Source organism: Nocardia sp. NPDC101769 (assembly GCF_044766925.1).
Classification (GTDB): domain Bacteria; phylum Actinomycetota; class Actinomycetes; order Mycobacteriales; family Mycobacteriaceae; genus Nocardia.
Window position 1 is genome coordinate 1 of the sequence record NZ_JBIWMX010000005.1, and the last position, 17,418, is coordinate 17,418.

Consider the following 17,418-nt stretch of genomic DNA (forward strand, 5'->3'; position numbering starts at 1 on the left):
GAGGTGAGCGGACAGGCCGGCTTCACCGAGCTGCTGGCCAAGGCCAAGGACAGTGACCTGCAGGCGTTCGCGCACGCGGACATTCCGTTCGAGCGGCTCGTCGAGCTGCTCAACCCGGAGCGGTCCACCGCGCGGCACCCGCTGTTCCAGGTGGCGCTGTCGTTCGAGAACCTGCCCGACAGCTCCTTCGAACTGCCCGCGCTGCGGGCCGCGGCGGTCGACTTCGAGAACGAGATCGCGAAGTTCGACCTCATGCTCACCCTGACCGAGGCCCCGGCCGACGCGGACGCGGGCATGTACGCCGAATTCGGTTACGCCCGTGACCTGTTCGACCAGGCCACCGTCGAGGGCTTCGCGGAGCGGTTCCTCCGCCTGCTCGGTGAGATCATCACCGCGCCGCGTACCGCGGTCGGCGACCTGGAGATCCTGGCCGCCGACGAGCGCGCCGATCTGATCTCCCGCACGGGCGGTCCGGCCATCGAACCGCGCGTGCTGCCCCAGCTGCTGGCCGAGGCCGTCGCCAACAACCCGGTCGGCGAGGCGGTCGTGTTCCAGGGCCAGGCCCTGGGCTACGCCGAACTCGATGCGGCCTCCTCGCGCCTGGCGCGCGTGCTGATCGAGCGCGGTGCCGGACCGGAAACCCGTGTCGCCGTGGCCATCCGGCGCTCCTTCGAATCGGTGCTGGCCATCTGGGCCGTCGCCAAGTCGGGTGCGGCCTTCGTGCCGGTCGATCCGTCCTACCCGGCGGACCGCATCGCGCACATGGTCAACGACTCCGGCGCGGTGCTCGGCCTCACGGTCGACGCCGAGCTCGAGGGGCTGCCGCCGGTCAAGAGCCTGGCGGGCTGGATCTCGCTCGACGATCCCATGGTGCAGGCCGAGATCGCCTCGCACTTCGCCGAACCGGTCACCGACGCGGAGCGGTGGGCCCCGGTCCGGCCGGACCACGTGGCCTACGTGATCTACACCTCGGGTACCACGGGCATGCCGAAGGGCGTCGTGGTGACGCACTCCGGCCTCGCCAACTTCGCGACCGAGCAGATCGTGCGCTACCACCTCGACTCCGGTTCGCGGGCACTGCATTTCGCCTCGCCGTCGTTCGACGCGTCGGTGCTGGAGTACCTGCTCGCCATCGGCGCGGGAGGCACCCTCGTGGTGGTCCCGCCGGGCGTCTACGGCGGCGAGGAACTGGCCGAGCTGATCAGGCGCGAGCGGGCCACGCACGCCTTCATCACCCCGGCCGCGCTCGCCACCCTCGACCCGAAGGGTCTGGACTCGCTGCGGGTGCTCGTCGCCGGTGGTGAGGCCGTGCCGGCCGACCTGGTCGAGAAGTGGGCGGTGCCCATCGGAGAGGGAACGCAGCAGAACCGCACGATTCGTGCGTTCCACAACGGCTACGGCCCGACCGAGACCACGATCATGACCAATATCAGCGATGCGCTGGTGCCGGGTGATCTGGTCACCATCGGCGGTCCGATCCGCGGTATGCAGGCCCTCATCCTGGACGCGCGCCTGCGTCCGGTGCCGGTGGGCGTCGCGGGTGAGCTGTACCTGTCGGGTATCCAGCTCTCGCGCGGCTACCACGACCGCCCGGGCCTGTCGGCCGAGCGGTTCGTCGCCAACCCGTTCGCGGCCGGCGAGCGCATGTACCGCTCCGGTGACGTGGTCCGCTGGACCCCCACCGGCGAGGTGGAATACGTGGGCCGCAACGACTTCCAGGTGAAGGTGCGCGGCTTCCGCATCGAGCTCGGTGAGATCGACGCCGCGCTGGCCTCGCACGAGACGGTCGACTTCGCGGTCACCGTCGGCCACAAGACCGAGGCCGGGGCCACCATCCTGGCGGCCTACGTGCTGCCGGTGGCGGGCCGGACCATCGACATCCCGGCGCTGACCGAGCATGTCGCGGGCCGACTGCCGGAATACATGGTGCCGACGGCCATCACGATCCTGGACGCCATCCCGCTGACCCCGGTCGGCAAGCTGGATCGCCGGGCGCTGCCCGAGCCGGTGTTCACCGCGCGGGACTTCCGCGCCCCGGTCACCGAACTGGAAGCCGCCATCGCCGAGGTCTTCGCCGACGTGCTCGGCGTCGAACAGGTCGGTGCGGACGACTCGTTCTTCGCACTCGGCGGCGACTCGATTCTGTCCATCCAGCTCGTCTCGCGGGCCAAGGCGCGCGGCATCGTGTTCTCGCCGCGCGACGTGTTCGAGAAGCGAACCGTCGCGGGGCTGGCCGAGGTCGCCACGCTGGGCGGGGACACGGCGCAGGAGAAGCTGGCGGAACTGCCGGGCGGCGGGGTCGGCGACATTCCGCTGACGCCGATCATGCACGCGATCCTGTCGAGTGGGTCGTCCTACGAACGGTTCTCGCAGACCATGCCGTTGCGACTGCCGGACGGCATCACGCGGGCGGTGCTGGTCGGGGCCATCGGTGCGCTGTTCGACCACCACGATGTGCTGCGGTCGCGGCTCCGTGGCAGTGCCCATCCGAAGAATGCTTCGGAGGGATTCGAATTCGAGGCGCTGCCGCGCGGGGCCGTCGACGTCGACGCGCTGGTGCACCGGGTCGAGCTGGCCGCCGACATCTCCGACGAGGAGCTGACCCGGGTCGGCAGCATCGAATTCGATGCGGCGCTGGGACGTCTGGATCCGGCGAATGCCGCCATGGTGCAGTTCGTCTGGTTCGCCTTCGCCCCCGAGGGCTCCGACGAGGCGCGCGTCCGCCGGGACGTGCTGCTCATCGTCGCGCACCACATGGTGGTCGACGGCGTCTCCTGGCGCATCCTGATCCCGGACCTGGGCCTGGCCTGGTCGCAGGTGGCGTTCGAGCAGCCGCTGGCGCTGCCCGAGACCGGCACCTCCATGCGGCGCTGGGCGCACGCCCTGGTCGAGGAGTCGCGTAGCGAGGCGCGGGTCGCGGAACTGCCGTTCTGGCAGCGGATTACCGAGACTCCGGATCCGCTGCTCGGGGCGCGGGCGTTCGACCCGAAGGTCGACACCTTCGCCACCGTCGAGCGGATCGAGGTCACGGTGCCGGCATCGGTCACCGAGGCCGTGCTCACCGCCGTCCCGGGCCTGTACCGGGGTGGCGTCAACGACGGTCTGCTGTCGGCGCTGGCCCTGGCGGTCGCGCGCTGGCGCGGGGAGACCACCGGCGGCTCGGCGCTGATCAAGCTCGAGGGCCACGGCCGTGAAGAGGACATCGTTCCGGGCGCGGATCTTTCGCGCACGGTCGGCTGGTTCACCGCCGCCTTCCCGGTGCGACTGGACCTGAACGACGCGGATCTCGCCGATGCCTTCGAGGGCGGAAACGCCCTGGGCGACATCGTGAAGTCGGTCAAGGAACAGTTGCTGGAACTGCCCGACAAGGGTCTCGGCTGGGGTCTGCTGCGCTACCTCAACCCCGAAACCGCCACGCAGCTGCGCGATGTCGGCCAGATCAGCTTCAACTACCTGGGCCGGATGTCCGCGGGCGAGGTGCCCGAGGGCATGGCCGAACTGGGCTGGGTGCCGGTCGACGACCTGGGCCGCCTCGACGGCGACATGGACGCCGACATGCCCGCCAACGCCACCCTCGACATCAACGCCATCGTCACCGACGGCGCGGACGGCCCGCAGCTGGGCGCGGCCTTCTCCTACCCGCGCGGGCTGCTCGAGCGCGAACGGGTACAGGAGTTCGCCGACCTGTTCGTGGCGGCGCTGACCGCGCTGGCCGCACACGCCAAGCGGCCGGAGGCGGGCGGCTTCACGCCGTCCGACCTGCCGCTGGTGCGGGTGGAGCAGTCCGATATCGAGGTGTGGGAGCGGACGTACCCGGCGCTGTCCGACGTGTGGCCGCTCTCGCCGCTGCAGTCGGGTCTGCTGTTCCACGCGCTGCTCACCCAGAACACGGTGGACGTCTACACCATTCAGACCGTGCTCGACCTGAGCGGCGTGGTGGACGTGGATCGGCTGAAGGTGGCCGCGCAGGCCATTCTGGACCGGTACCCGAGCCTGCGGACCGCGTTCGTCACCGACGCGGACGGCCAGGCGCACCAGGTGGTGCTGGACCACGTCGAAGCGCCGTTCACCGTCATCGATCTCACGGATCTGCCTGAGGCCGAACGCAATCCGCGCATGCGGGAGATGATCGAGGCCGATCGCGCCGATCACTTCGATCTGTCCGCGGCGCCGCTCATGCGGTTCAACGTGTTCCGGATCAGCGACGACCTGGTGCACCTGGTCATCACCACCCACCACATCCTGGTGGACGGCTGGTCCATGCCGCTGCTCATGCAGGACCTGCTGGTGCTGTACGCGGTGCGCGGCGACATGTCGGTGCTGCCGCGGGTGGCGTCGTTCCGGAACTACCTGGCCTGGCTGGCCGGACGGAACCGGGACGAATCGCTCGCCGCCTGGCAGCGCGCCCTCGCCGGGGTGAGCGAGCCGACCCAGCTCGCGCCCGCCGCGACCCGCGACGAGAACTATGAAATCGGCCGCTACACACTGGATATCGACGCCGACCGCACCCGCGCGCTCACCAAGCGCGCCGGGGAACTCAATGTCACGCTGAACACGCTGATCCAGACCTCCTGGGCGGTGCTGATCGGCCGCCTGACCGGGCGCAGTGACGTGGTGTTCGGCGCGACCGTCTCCGGTCGCCCGGGTGATCTACCCGGTGTCGAGTCCATGGTGGGTCTGTTCATCAACACGGTGCCGGTGCGCATCCGGGTCGATGACCGGTTGACCATCGCGGGGCTGCTGCAGCGGGTTCAGCACGATCAGGCCGATCTGCTCGAACACCACCACATCGGGCTCACCGAGATTCAGCGATTGGCCGGCGCCGGAGCGGAATTCGACACCATCATGGCGTTCGAGTCCTACCCGGTGGACAAGGATGCCATCGCCGCGGCCAGCTCCATCGACGGCATGTCCGTCAGCGGTGTGGGCATCAACGACAACACCCACTACCCGATGAGCCTGGTCATCATGGCGGGCGAGACCATCGACATCTCCATGCGCTACCTGGGCAGCCGGTTCACCGCCGACGAGGTCGCCATCCTCGCCGCGCGCTTCAACCGCATCCTGGACGCGCTCGTCGGAGACGCCGAGGGTCTGGTCGGCGACATCGACATCCTCGATGCCACCGAACGCGCCCGCATCCTCGCCGAAAGCGCCGTCACCCCCGCCGATTCCGCGGTGGACGCGGCGCGCGTCGGCACCGCGACCGTGGCCAATGTGCTGGCCGAGGTCGTCGAAGAGGACCCGCAGGCCCCCGCCCTGCTGTCCGATGGCCAGGAGATCGCATACGCAGTCCTGGACCGCCGCAGCTCCCAGCTGGCCCGCCTGCTCATCGAGCGCGGCGCTGGCCCCGGCGACGTCGTCGCCGTGGCCCTCCCGCACACGGTCGACGCGGTGGTCGCGGTCTGGGCCATCCACAAGGCCGGTGCCGCGGTGCTCTTTGCCGACGCCCTCTCCTTCGGCGACATCCTCGCCGCCGGAGCCGGTTTCGGCATCGCCCAGGAACCGGCCGCCAGCTCGGTCCGCTGGCTGGTCCCGTCGGACCCGAGTATCCAGTCCGACCTGGCCACCCGCCCCGCGCACCCGGTCTCCTACACCGACCGCGTCCGCCCCCTGTCCGAATCCGACCCCGCCTTCGTCTACCGCGACGCCGACACCTGGGCCACCCTCACCCAGTCCGAGGCCCTCGATCGCGCAGCCACCCTGCGCGCCGACAACGACGTCGACTACGAGTCCACGACGTACACCACCGCCTCCACCGGCCGGCCCGCGATCAACGAATTCCTCGCCTCCGCCACCGCAGGCGCCCTCTCCGTCCTCCCCAGCGGCAACACCCCCGCCGACCTGGAAGACGGCGAGGTCACCCACTGGTTCACAACCCCGGGCGACCCGAGAGACGAAGCAGGCGAAGATATCCGCCTCATCGACTGACCCGGCCCCGCCGGTGACGAACGCCCCGTTCGTCACCGGCGTCGGCGCCCAACACGGCGACGTCTATATCTCCCTCACCCGCAACCCCACCCCCGCATACAAACGCGTCCCCGAAACCCGGTTCGACCAGCCGGTCAGCTGAACGCCGGTGTGGCGGTGCGGCCGCTCTTCGCCATCTCGACCGCGGTGAGCAGCAGGATGAAGGCCAGAACGGCTGCGGCAGTGCGAATGTCGTGGAACGTCTCCCAACGGTTCAGCTGGTCTTCGTAATTGGCGGGCAGCGAGCCGATGTGCCAGGTCTTGATGCGCTCGTTGATGGGTACATTGCCGAAACGGGTGACCAGGAGGCTGGTGAGTGCGGCGCCCCCGGCGATGGCCGCGACGATTCGCGCCCGTCCCCGTCCGGTGTAGGCGAAGACGAGGCTGGTGACCGCTCCCAGTCCCATGAGGGCCTGCATGAACGGCGCGTTCATGGCCATCAGCGCGACGCGGAAGGTCAGGTGCACATCCATCGGCACGGCTCGGAAGGTCGGGGACACAGCGACGCGCGCATAGGTGAAGGCTCCGGCGAGGATTCCCGTGCTGACCAGGGCGGTATTGCGAACGAGCACGGTGGTGACGGTGGAGCGGGACATAACGTTCCTCCAATTAGATTCATTTGAATCAGTTGCAAATGAATCTATCATAGGGTGGGTGGTATGCAACCGCCTCAGTCGCCAGCGAACCTCGCCCAGCTCGGCCTGCTGCTGCGGCAGGCTCACCGGCGCGCGTCCGCCGAGTTGGCGGCCGCGCTGGCCCCGATGTCGTTGTCCGGCAGGCATTTCGGTGTGCTGCTCATGCTGGAGCGGCATGGCGTATCCACACAGAAGGACCTGATCGCGGCGCTGGGCAGCGACAAGGCGGGAATGGTCCGAACGGTCGACGACCTGGACCGGCGCGGATTCGTGGAACGCTCGCAGTCGGCCACCGACCGCCGCGTCTATGACTTGACGCTCACGCCCGAGGGCAAGGCGGCGCTGGCCGAAGCGAAGAAATTGTCCGGGGTCGCGACCCGTACGGTCTTCGGTGACCTGGACGCGCAACAGGTCAACGAGCTGTCGGGCCTGCTGTCCCGAATCATCAACGCGCCCTAGGGGACTCGAACCGCTTCGGACCGCCCAGTATGCGGTGAGGATCCGAGCATTCAATTGTGGGACACGCCGAGCGTCGGGCACGCGGGCGAAACGGACAGTTCACTGGAACTCGAAATACGCACTCGGGCAGGGCGATACGTTGCTGCAGTGCCGTCCATCCGCCATGAGGTTCCGCTGCAATTGCTGCGTCACAGACCCGAGGTGGCACCCCGGATCGCCCGCAACGTGCTCGTCGAACGGATCGCCGGCAAGGTCGCCACACCCGTCGAAACCGGGCATCCCGATTTCGTGTTCCGAGCACGAACCTACTGGCCCGGCATGTTACCGGCGATCACCACAGTCGCCGAAGCGGACCAATGGCCGGAGTTGGCGCTGCTGTCGGCACCGGGTCACCTCGGCGACACCGAGCGCCGCCGCGTCCTCGCCATGGCACTCGAGGCCATGCAACACCTCGAGCCCGACCTGCGCGTCCACTACCATGACTACATCAGCAAATGCGTACCTTCCCGGTACCGGAAGGAGTGGGAGGAGCTCGTGGCCATCGCAATCGAGAACTACCACTGGGAGAGCGACTTCGCCCGCGAACACCAGGCCATCGGCCGCGCCGAAGCCTTGGCCGAATCGGTGTTGCGGATTCTCGAGCGGCGTGGGCTATCCATCGACGCCGCCGTTCGCGCGCGCATCGTCGGTTGTTCCGATCCCGATCTGCTGGCGCATTGGCTGGATCGGACGCTCGAAGTGGATTCCGCCGAGCAGATCTTCGACTGAGAATTTCGCGCGGTGCCTCGGCCCTCGGTCGGGCTGGGATCGTATCGGATGATGCTGTCGAGGTCGCTGACTTACCCCGGTCATGCCTCGAATTCGGTGCTGCGAGGCAAGGGTTTTCGATCAAACGTCTTGCGTCGGCCGCTGGTCTCGCAGTGGTCGGTGCAGTGTTCGACGCCGACGATCAGCTTGTGTCGCCCCACCCACCTGTCCAAACATTTGTCAAGAACTGCGGCGGGCGGGCTCGCCGACCCGGTGCCGAGCCGAGCCCAGGCATCGGATGCGGACCGAGTGGGCGGTCACGGGTCGGTGCGGCCCGAGGAATAACGAATTGTCGTGATGTGGAGGACCCCTCTTTATCGGAAAACTCGATGTCATGAGCGACACCGACATCCGCCCCTTCCGCATCGACATCCCGCAGGCCGACCTCGACGACCTGAACCAGCGCCTGACTCGCACCCGGTGGATCGACGAGGTCCCGGGCACGGGCTGGGAACGCGGCGTCCCCAACTCCTACCTGCGTGAACTCGCCACCTACTGGGCCGAGAAGTTCGACTGGCGCGCCACCGAAGCCACGCTGAACGCCTACCCGCAGTTCTCCACCATCGTCGACGGGCAGCACCTGCACTTCCTCCACATCCGCTCCGAACGGGAGGACGCCACCCCGCTGCTGCTCATCCACGGCTGGCCCGGCACCCCCGCCGACTTCCTGGACATGATCGGCCCGCTGACCGATCCGGCCGCCCACGGCGAGGCCGGCGCCCCGGCCTTCCACCTGGTCATCCCGACCCTGCCCGGGCACGGCTTCTCCGGTCCGCTGACCGAAACCGGTTGGAACGATGGGAAAGTCGCCGCCGCGCTGGCCGAGCTCATGACCCGGCTCGGGTATGAGCGGTTCGGGGTGCACGGCGGCGACCACGGCGCATTCGTGGCGCCGCGCGTGGCCCGCGATTTCAGCGACCGGGTGATCGGGGTGCACGTCAACGCGCTGGTCACGTTCCCCACCGGCGACCCGGCCGACATGGCCGCGCTCACCGAGGCGGAACAGCAGCGATTGGCGGCGATGAAGCAGTTCCAGGACGACGGCTCCGCCTACATGAACCTGGCCGGGTCGCGGCCGGACACGATCGCGCAGCTGCTCGCGGATTCGCCTGCGGGACAGCTGGGTTGGATCGTGGAGAAGTACAAGGAATGGACCGACGCCGGCCGCGAGCTGCCCGAGGACGCGATCGACCGGGACAAGATCCTGACCACCGTCGCGATCTACTGGCTCACCGACACCGCCCGCAGCGTCGCCAACTACTACTACGAACGCTTTCACGACTACACGATGTTCGCCCCGAAGCCCAAGGGCACGGTCCCGACCGGCGTCGCGGTGTTCACCACCGCCGACTTCGCCATCCGCCGCTTCGCGGAGAAGGCCCACAACATCGTGCACTGGTCGGAGTTCTACTCCGGCGGCCACTTCCCCGCCCTGGAAGTCCCCGACCTGCTCACCGGCGACATCCGAGAATTCTTCGCCGCCCTCACCCGCTGATCGGAGCGCGCCCACAACTCGCCGGTAACGAACGAACAAATGCTCGCCACCGGCGAGTCGCCGTCGGGATATGGATCGCCGGATGAAACCGGACCTCTACGCCGACGGCGGGATCCCGAACTTCTGGCGGATCGAGACCAATCGCTTCGAGGGGCAGTTGTCCAGCGAAGAACTCCCGGTCCTGCTCGCGTACGCGCTCACCGAAAGCGGCGAATACGAGTTGGTCGCTCGTTGCCCGGCCGGCCGGGTTGCCGCTCTGAACCTCCCTTTCGACATCGCCTTCGACCCCGCGTCGCTCCGGCCGTAGCACACCGTAATGCGCGAGCGCCCGATTCGAGCGCCCGGTTGCGGTGTCGTGCGGGTTGAGCGATATGTCTGGCAGAGCAGCATGCTTATCGTGGAAGGGCGGTAGGCGGGGGCTCCGAGGAGGGCATATGACTGTCGATGGGCGACCGGCGCTCGAGCTGGACGGGCTCTACAAGAAGTTCGGTGGGCCCTGGGTGGTCGAGGGGGTGAGTCTGGCGGTGCCGCCCGGGTCGTTCTTCGGGTTGGTGGGGCCGAACGGGGCGGGGAAGACGACGACCTTGTCGATGGCTGTGGGGTTGTTGCGGCCGGATCATGGGGCTGCCCGGATTTTCGGGCATGAAGTGTGGGCCGATCCGGTGCAAGCGAAGACCGTGGTGGGGGTGCTGCCGGATGGGTTGGCGTTGCCGGAGCGGCTCACCGGGCGGGAGTTGTTGAACTTCACCGGGTTGCTGCGCGGGATCGACAAGGCGACCGTGGTCGGGCGGGCGGACGAGCTGCTGCACGTGCTCGAGCTGGACGGCGCGGAAAACACCGTGGTGGTCGATTATTCGGCGGGTATGCGGAAGAAGATCGGCCTCGCCACCGCTCTGCTGCACGCACCGAAACTGCTGGTGCTGGACGAGCCGTTCGAGGCGGTGGATCCGGTGTCGGCGGGGACCATTCGAACGATCCTGCATCGGTTCGTGGCCGCGGGCGGATCGGTGGTGCTGTCGAGTCATGTGATGGCACTGGTGGAGTCGATCTGCGACCGGATCGCCGTGATCAACCGGGGGCGGGTGGTGGCGGGCGGGACACTCACCGAGGTGCGGGGCGAGGGCACGCTGGAGGAGGCCTTCGTGCGGCTGGTGGGCGGACACGTGGGCGGCGAGGACGGGTTGTCGTGGTTGGCGTCCTGATCCGCATGCGGTTGCGCATCACCGCGCGGCACATGCGGGAAGGCCGTGCGGCGCTGAACTTCTGGACCGGCAGCATCTTCGGCCTGGTCGCCGCGGCGGCCACCGCGCTGATCATCGCCAGGGCGCACGAGACCGTGCACGGGGGAGTGACGGTGGCGGCGGCGATCTTTGCGGCCTGGACCCTCGGCTGGATCTGCGGCCCGGTGCTCACCGGCAGCAGCGACGAGACCCTGCAACCCGAGCAATTCCGCCTGCTGCCCTTGACAACTCGGCAACTGGCCTACGGGCTCGGCGCGGCGGCCTTCGTCGGGCCCGCCCCCATCGTCAACCTGATCGCCTTCGGCGGTCTGGTCCTGCTCGCTGCACCGATCGGCCTGGGCGCCACCGCGATCGCGGCTCTTGGCGCGGTCCTGCAACTGGTGTTCGTGGTCCTGCTGTCGCGGGTCGTGGTGGCCTGGCTCGGCGCGGCCATGCGGTCCCGGCGCGGCAAGGATCTGGGTGTGCTCCTCGCCGCCCTCATCGGCCTGGCGTATTACCCGCTGAACCTGCTGGTTTCGGCCGTCGGCCCGAAACTGGAGGGCGACCGCAGCGGCCTGTCGGTGACGCTGCGCGCGGTCCCGTCGGGCTGGGCACCCTACGCCGTCGAGGCCGCGGCCCGCGGCAATTACCCGCTCGCCCTGCTGTCCCTGCTCGGCCTGGCGCTGCTGTCGCTGATCCTGTGGCAGTCCTGGGCGGTCCTGCTGGAACGCCGCCTCACCACCCCCGCCGCACCCGCCGGCCAGGTGGTCGACACCGGCGGCGGTCTGCTCGACCGTTTCATCCCCGCCAATGCGATCGGCGCCGTGGTCGCCAAGGAACTGCGCACCTGGTGGCGCGACGGCCGTCGCCGCGCCGCCCTGCTGCCGCTGCTGCTCGTCGGTTTCGTGCTGCCGATCTTCCTGTCGCTCCGCACCGGCGGTAGCGGAACCATCCCGTTCTCGGGCGCTTTCGTGGTGTGGCTGGCCACCATGTCCAGCGCCAACCTGTACGGATTCGACGGCACCGCGATCTGGCAAACGCTGGTGACGCCCGGCGCGCCACGCGCGGATGTGCGCGGCCGCGCCTACGCCTGGCTGCTCCTGGTCACCCCGCCGTCGCTGCTCGCCACCCTCATCCTGCCCGGCGCGCTCGGCCGGCCGTACCTGTACGTCTGGGCGCTGTCGACGCTGCCGGTGCTGGTCGGCGTCGGTGTCGGGGCCGTGGTGTTCCTGTCCACGCATGCCGCCTTCGCCCTGCCGCCACAGCGCGGCAACCCGTTCGCGGGCTCGGGCAATCCCGGTTGCCTGAAGCTCCTCATGCAGCTCGCGGTGGGCCTGGTGCAGTTGCTGACGGCCGCCCCGGTGCTCGCGATACTGGGAATCGGTGTGGCACTCCACAACTCGCTGGTTCAGTGGGCGGCACTGCCGATCGGCGTACTGCTCGGCGGGGTGGTCGCCGTACTCGGAATCCGCTGGGCGACCACCCGGTTGGAGGCCCGTGGACCCGAGCTGCTCGCGGCGGTAAAACCGCGCTGAACAGCGCATTCGTCTCTCCCGAAGACCATTCGACCCGGCCGTGCTCCGACGCGCCACTCGCGTGGTGCTCGAACTATTCGGGAGACGGCGAAAGTGGATCGAATCCTGTATTGGAACGCGGTGGCACTGGAGTCGGACCGCATGGCGCACACCGAGATCAGTGCGGAATATTGCGTCAGCAACAAGATATCGAAAATGTTCCGCGTGTCAACTATCCGCACTGAAAACGTCTGGTCTAGGCTGCTCACCGTGGACCCCAAGCATCTCTTCGATGACCCCCGGCTGACCGCGGTCGGCCTGCTGTACGAGGCTCACGACGGCCTCATCGCCCGGCTCGAGGAGACCTGGAAGCGCAATGGCCTGTCGGGACTCGACCTGAATGCCCTCATGCGCCTGAGCCGTTCACCCGGCCGCAAGCTGCGCATGACGGATCTGGCCACCCAGACCAGCCTGTCCACCTCCGGCGTCACCAGGCTGGTGGATCGCCTGGAGCGCAATGGGTTCGTCCGCCGCGAGGCCGATCCCGCCGACCGGCGCAGCTCCCACGCGGTGCTCACCGCCGCCGGAGCCACCCGCGTGGCGCGCGTGCTGCCCGCGTACCTCGACGGCGTGGACCGCTGGTTCACCGGCCTGCTCGGCCCCGAGCAACTCGACCAGCTCACCGCGAGCCTGCGCATCATTCGCGACGCCACCAATCCCGACGCGACGTACGTCTCGGAATGAGCGTGGAAATAGAGGCCATCGCCGCCGTTCTGCCCGCCTAGCCGGTAGTTTTCGTACCGCAGGGTGTCTTTTTCAGCGGGTAGGAAGTGAGAGCGGGTATGACGACGGAACGTGCGCTGGTCCTCGGCGGCGGCGGGGTGGCCGGAATCTCCTGGGCCATCGGCATTCTCGCCGGGCTGGCAGATGCGGGCGCCGACGTGACCGGGGCGGATCTGCTGCTCGGCACCTCCGCCGGGTCCAATGTGGCCGCCCAGGTGGGCAGCGGGGTCGAACTCGCGGAACTGGTGCGGCGGCAGGTGGATCCGGCGGTGCAGAGCCGCGAGATCGTGCCCTCGATGGAGAAGTTCGCCGGGCTCTGGGGGACGCTGGCCGCCATCATCGAGGAACTGCAGGTGGATTCGGTCGAACGCCGGCAGCGCATCGGCGCGCTCGCGCTGCGGGCGGAGTCGGTCCCGGAGCCGGAACGGCGGGCCGTCATCGAGACCCGGCTGCCCGTGCACGAATGGTCCGACAGGGATGTCCGGATCACCGCGGTGAACGCCGAGACGGGCGAGCTGCGGATCTTCGACAAGGATTCCGGTGTCGCACTGGTCGACGCGGTGACCGCCAGCTCCGCGGTGCCCATGGTGTGGCCCTGCGCCACCGTCGACGGCGCGCGCTACACCGATGGCGGCGTCCGGACGTCGGTGAACGCCGATCTCGCCACCGGCTACGCCCGGGTGCTGGTGATCGCGCCCATGCCGGACGCGGAACTCGAGGCCCAGGTGGCGGGCCTGGTCGCGGCCGGCGCCCGGGTCGAGGTGATCGCCCCGGACGAGGCGGCCACCGCGGCCTTCGGCCTCAACCCGCTCGACACCGCCACCCGCGTCCCGTCACTGGAAGCCGGTCGCGCGCAGGGCAAGGCGGACGCGGACCGCGTCCTGGCGCTCTGGCGGAACTGACGGACCGTCAGCTCACGGCGCCGGCCGCCAGCGCCGCCCGCCAGCCGCCGTATTCGCTGATGTCCTCGGCGGATTCGGCGGCAGCGCCGGTGCAGCCGAACCCGGTGTGCCAGGTGCCGTCGGCGAGTTCGACGGCACCCAGCTGCATGGGGGCGGGCAAGGCCGCGAGGAAGCGGCCCAGGGCCGCGGGCGAGAGCAGCCAGCGTTCCCCCGCCACCGCGACACCGGATTCCCTTGCGGGGACTCGGGTTACGGCCGGTTTGGGCGGCACCGTGTCCAGTGCGCCCAGGCGATAGTGCGGAGCGGTCTCGACCGGGCCGCACCACCGCGCGCCCAGGTCGGTCAGCTGAGCTTCGAGAGGCTGGCCGCGCAGGTGCGCGCCGAAGACGACCAGATCGTGCGCGGCCGCGACCATCGCCGGCCAGCACGACTCGCCGGGGTCGAGTGGGGCGCCGGTGATCAGGGCGGCGATATCGAGCGCGACGGCGTCTTCGAAGGCGCGGGCCAGCACGGTCACGCCGAAATGCGGCTCGTCCGTGGGGATCGCGACCGCGCAGAGGTCGAAGAGATTGCAGAAGTTGGTGTAGGTGCCGAGCCGGGCATTGACGGCGATGGGATCGGCGGCGACCTCGGCCATGGTCGGGTGGGCCGGTGCGGTCGGGGTCAGCAGCGCGTCCGCGCCCGCGAGGCTCGCCATGGCGGTGGCGCGCAGGTGCTCGAGCGCGGCCAGATCGGTGACCAGCCGATGCGCGGGTAGCTCGCGGGCGGCACCGATGATGGATCCGACCATGGGATCGGCCGATTCGGGATGGGCGTCGATGAATTCGCCTACCGCCGCATAGCGTTCGGCGACCAGCGCGCCGTCGTACAGCAGTCTGGCGGCGGCCAGGAAAGGCTCCGGATCGACTTCCACGATGGTCGCGCCCCGATCGCGCAGTGCCGCGACGGTCCGCTCGAAGGCGCTGTGCCACTGCGGATCCAGATCCGGCAGCGCACTGAACACCGCGATCACCGGCTGCGGCGGCGCAGCCAGCCGGGCGTCGGCGGGCCACGGCCGGCCCGGCGCACCCGCGGCCATGACGCCCATCGCCCGATTGGCCAGGCGCAGATCGGCGGCGAAGATCGTCACACAGTCATAGGAGCGACAGGCGGGGACGATGCCCTCGGTGGAGATCACGCCGACGGTGGGCTTGATACCGGCCAGGCCGTGGAACGCGGCCGGCACGCGCCCGGACCCGGCCGTATCGGTGCCGATGGCGATCTCCGCCTCCCCGGTCGCGACCGCGACCGCCGACCCGGAACTCGAACCGCCCGAAACATATCCGGGCCGCAGCGCGTTCTCGACGACGCCGTAGGGCGAGCGGGTACCGACCAATCCGGTGGCGAACTGGTCGAGATTGGTCTTCCCGACCACGACCGCACCGGCCGCGCGCAACGCGGCGACCGCGGGCGCGTCCCGATCCGGCGTATACGCGAAGTCGGGACAGGCGGCGGTCGTCGGCAGGCCCGCGACATCCACATTGTCCTTGACGGCGAGCCGCAGTCCAGCCAGACCGCCTGCGGCGGTGGCGAGTTCGGCGTCCACGTCGGCGTCTCGGCGGCGGTGGATCCACACGGTCATGGGGTCTCCTGGATCTGGATGGGGCGAACGGGCCTCGGGCTCAGGGTGCTTCGGCGAGTTCGCCCGCCTCGCGCCAGGAATTGCGTTCGGCGGCGAAGGCATCGGCCTGCCGGGCGCGGAACTCGTCGATGGATGCGGCATTGTCCGACAGGAACTTCCGATAGTCGACGAGACGGAACTCGCCGTCCTCGGCCAGCAGCTCGCCGCGGCCCGCAGCGGTGTCGGCGCGCAGGTCGAGGAGTTCCGCGGCGCTCACGGGATACCAGCTGATGCGGTCGAAATACCGCAGCAGCCATGGGTCTTCGCCGATGCCGCTGGAGCGGTGGTTCCATACCTGCGTGGTCCGCCCGACGAGCTGATAGCCGCCGGGACCCTCCATGCCGTAGATGCAGAGATAGGCGCCGCCGATGCCGACCGCGTTCTCCGGCGTCCAGGTGCGGGCCGGGTTGTATTTGGTGGTGACCAGCCGATGCCGTGGATCGGTCGGGGTGGCCACGGGCGCGCCCAGGTACACGTCGCCCAGGCCGAGGACCAGGTATTCGGCCGCGAACACGGTGTCGAAAACCGCCTCCACGGAGGCCAGTCCATTCATCCGGCGGATGAACTCGATATTCCACGGGCACCACGGGGCATCTGCGCGGACGCCGTGCGTATAGCGGGTGATGGCCTCGCGGGTGGACGGATCGTCCCAGGACAGTGGGAGCCGCACGGTGCGGCTGGGGACCACCAGCTCATCGGCGGGCGGCAGCTCGGCCTCCACCTCGGCGAGCAGCCCCAGCAGGGTGCGGGTGGGCAGTCGGCCGGGATCATGGCGTACCTGCAGGGATCGCACGCCCGGGGTGAGTTCGGTGACCCCCGGTTCGGATCGTTCCAGCAGCGCCTGGTGCAGGGCGTGCACGCGGGCGCGCAGCTCCAGATCCAGTGTCATATCCCCGTATTCGACGAGCAGGCCGTCATTGCCCGCACGCCGATAGGTGACCGCGGCGTCCGCGCCGTCGCGGCGGGCCAGGACACCGTCGTCACCGTCGCCGCCCGTGGACAGCACGACCGGCCAGGCGGCCCGGCGCTCGGCCCCGAGCTCCCGCAGCGAGGCCGCGTGGTCGGCGCGGACCGGGACGAAGCGCACGCGGTCGCCGGGCGTGAGCTGGCCCAGCTTCCAGCGCTCGGCCGCCACCACGGTGACCGGGCAGACGAAGCCGCCCAGGCTGGGCCCGTCCGGGCCGAGCAGGATCGGGGTGTCGCCGGTGAAGTCCAGCGCACCAACGGAATACGCGGTGTCGTGGATGTTGGACGGGTGCAGTCCAGCCTCGCCGCCGTCCCGCCGCGCCCACCGGGGTTTCGGGCCGATGAGCCGCACCCCGGTCCGATCGGAGTTGAAATGCACCTCGTAGTCGGTGCCGATGATGGTGTCGAAATCGTTGCGGGTGAAGAACTCCGGCGCTCCGTGCGGTCCCTCGGTGACCGCCAGCTCCCAGCGCCGGGTCAGCACGGGCTGATCGTCGCCGGTCACCCCGGCCGTCACCCGCCCGGGCGCGCCGAGCGCGAACTCATCGCCCGCCGCCAATGCCCGGCCGGTGCCGCCGCCGAACTTGCCGAGGGTGAAAGTCGCACGGCTGCCCAGGTATTCGGGCACCTCGATACCGCCGGCCACCAGCAGGTAGCACCGCATTCCGGGACCGCGCACCATGCCGATGTCCAGCACGCCGCCCGCCGGAACCAGCACACTGCGCCATTGCCGCACCGCGCGGCCGTTCACGGTCGCGGGCACCGGTGCACCGGTGACGCACACCCAGGTGGCGGCGTCGAAGCGCAGGGCCGGTCCGCCCAGGGTGCACTCCAGCCCGGCCGCGCCCTCCGGATTGCCGAGCGCCCGATTGCCCAGCCGGAACGACAGGTCGTCCATCGGGCCGGACGGCGGCACCCCGACATGCCAGTAGCCCACGCGGCCCGGCCAATCCTGCACGGTCGTCTGCATTCCCGGCCGGATCACCTGGAATGTCGCGGTGGGGGAC

General features: G+C 69.5%; 13 protein-coding genes. 10 read left to right on the forward strand and 3 right to left on the reverse strand.

Translation table 11 applies throughout. The features are described 5' to 3' along the window. Together ACIRRA_RS10710 and ACIRRA_RS10715 are read left to right on the forward strand one after the other, a co-directional pair. Positions 1-5,931, forward strand: a 5,931-nt coding sequence (locus ACIRRA_RS10710) for an amino acid adenylation domain-containing protein (protein WP_402765950.1), incomplete at its 5' end; no start/stop codon positions are given. A 13-nt stretch (positions 5,932-5,944) separates the two neighbouring features. Next, positions 5,945-6,073 carry a hypothetical protein gene (locus ACIRRA_RS10715; RefSeq protein ID WP_402765952.1) on the forward strand — a complete coding sequence of 43 codons (129 nt, stop codon included), beginning with the start codon at positions 5,945-5,947 and terminating at the stop codon, positions 6,071-6,073. On the opposite strand, the gene ACIRRA_RS10720 is transcribed toward ACIRRA_RS10715, so the two are convergent. Then, entirely contained in the window at positions 6,066-6,566 is a 501-nt protein-coding gene (locus tag ACIRRA_RS10720) for an anthrone oxygenase family protein (RefSeq protein WP_402765955.1), read from the reverse strand. The genes ACIRRA_RS10715 and ACIRRA_RS10720 overlap by 8 nt on opposite strands. Before the next feature lie 63 nt (positions 6,567-6,629). Between ACIRRA_RS10720 and ACIRRA_RS10725 the strand changes: the two genes are divergently transcribed. The 8 genes from ACIRRA_RS10725 (at position 6,630) to ACIRRA_RS10760 (ending at position 13,785) form a co-directional block, all read left to right on the forward strand. Further along, positions 6,630-7,064 (forward strand): MarR family winged helix-turn-helix transcriptional regulator, encoded by a 435-nt coding sequence (locus tag ACIRRA_RS10725; RefSeq protein ID WP_402765957.1) that lies wholly within the window; start codon positions 6,630-6,632, stop codon positions 7,062-7,064. 147 nt (positions 7,065-7,211) lie between these two features. After that, the gene (locus ACIRRA_RS10730; protein WP_402765959.1) at positions 7,212-7,832 is read left to right on the forward strand and encodes a hypothetical protein; all 621 of its coding nucleotides are present in this window, start codon (positions 7,212-7,214) and stop codon (positions 7,830-7,832) included. A gap of 373 nt (positions 7,833-8,205) precedes the next feature. Then, positions 8,206-9,366, forward strand: a complete 1,161-nt coding sequence (locus tag ACIRRA_RS10735) for an epoxide hydrolase family protein (protein ID WP_402765962.1) — start codon at positions 8,206-8,208, stop codon at positions 9,364-9,366. An 82-nt stretch (positions 9,367-9,448) separates the two neighbouring features. Next, positions 9,449-9,673 carry a hypothetical protein gene (locus tag ACIRRA_RS10740; RefSeq protein ID WP_402765964.1) on the forward strand — a complete coding sequence of 75 codons (225 nt, stop codon included), beginning with the start codon at positions 9,449-9,451 and terminating at the stop codon, positions 9,671-9,673. Positions 9,674-9,800: 127 nt separating this feature from the next. Beyond that, the gene (locus tag ACIRRA_RS10745; protein WP_402765967.1) at positions 9,801-10,568 is read left to right on the forward strand and encodes an ABC transporter ATP-binding protein; all 768 of its coding nucleotides are present in this window, start codon (positions 9,801-9,803) and stop codon (positions 10,566-10,568) included. Next, positions 10,553-12,121: a hypothetical protein gene (locus tag ACIRRA_RS10750; RefSeq protein WP_402765970.1), complete on the forward strand. Its 1,569-nt coding sequence runs from the start codon at positions 10,553-10,555 to the stop codon at positions 12,119-12,121. The genes ACIRRA_RS10745 and ACIRRA_RS10750 overlap by 16 nt, the downstream gene beginning before the upstream one ends. Before the next feature lie 249 nt (positions 12,122-12,370). Further along, complete coding sequence (locus tag ACIRRA_RS10755; protein WP_402765973.1) at positions 12,371-12,844, forward strand: MarR family winged helix-turn-helix transcriptional regulator; 474 nt, start codon at positions 12,371-12,373, stop codon at positions 12,842-12,844. Between the two features lie 98 nt (positions 12,845-12,942). Then, the gene (locus ACIRRA_RS10760) at positions 12,943-13,785 is read left to right on the forward strand and encodes a patatin-like phospholipase family protein (protein WP_402765976.1); all 843 of its coding nucleotides are present in this window, start codon (positions 12,943-12,945) and stop codon (positions 13,783-13,785) included. A gap of 7 nt (positions 13,786-13,792) precedes the next feature. On the opposite strand, the gene atzF is transcribed toward ACIRRA_RS10760, so the two are convergent. Further along, entirely contained in the window at positions 13,793-15,406 is a 1,614-nt protein-coding gene (gene atzF, locus ACIRRA_RS10765) for an allophanate hydrolase (RefSeq protein WP_402765979.1), read from the reverse strand. A 40-nt stretch (positions 15,407-15,446) separates the two neighbouring features. After that, positions 15,447-17,381, reverse strand: a complete 1,935-nt coding sequence (locus tag ACIRRA_RS10770; RefSeq protein WP_402766583.1) for a 5-oxoprolinase/urea amidolyase family protein — start codon at positions 17,379-17,381, stop codon at positions 15,447-15,449. Positions 17,382-17,418 lie beyond the last annotated feature (37 nt).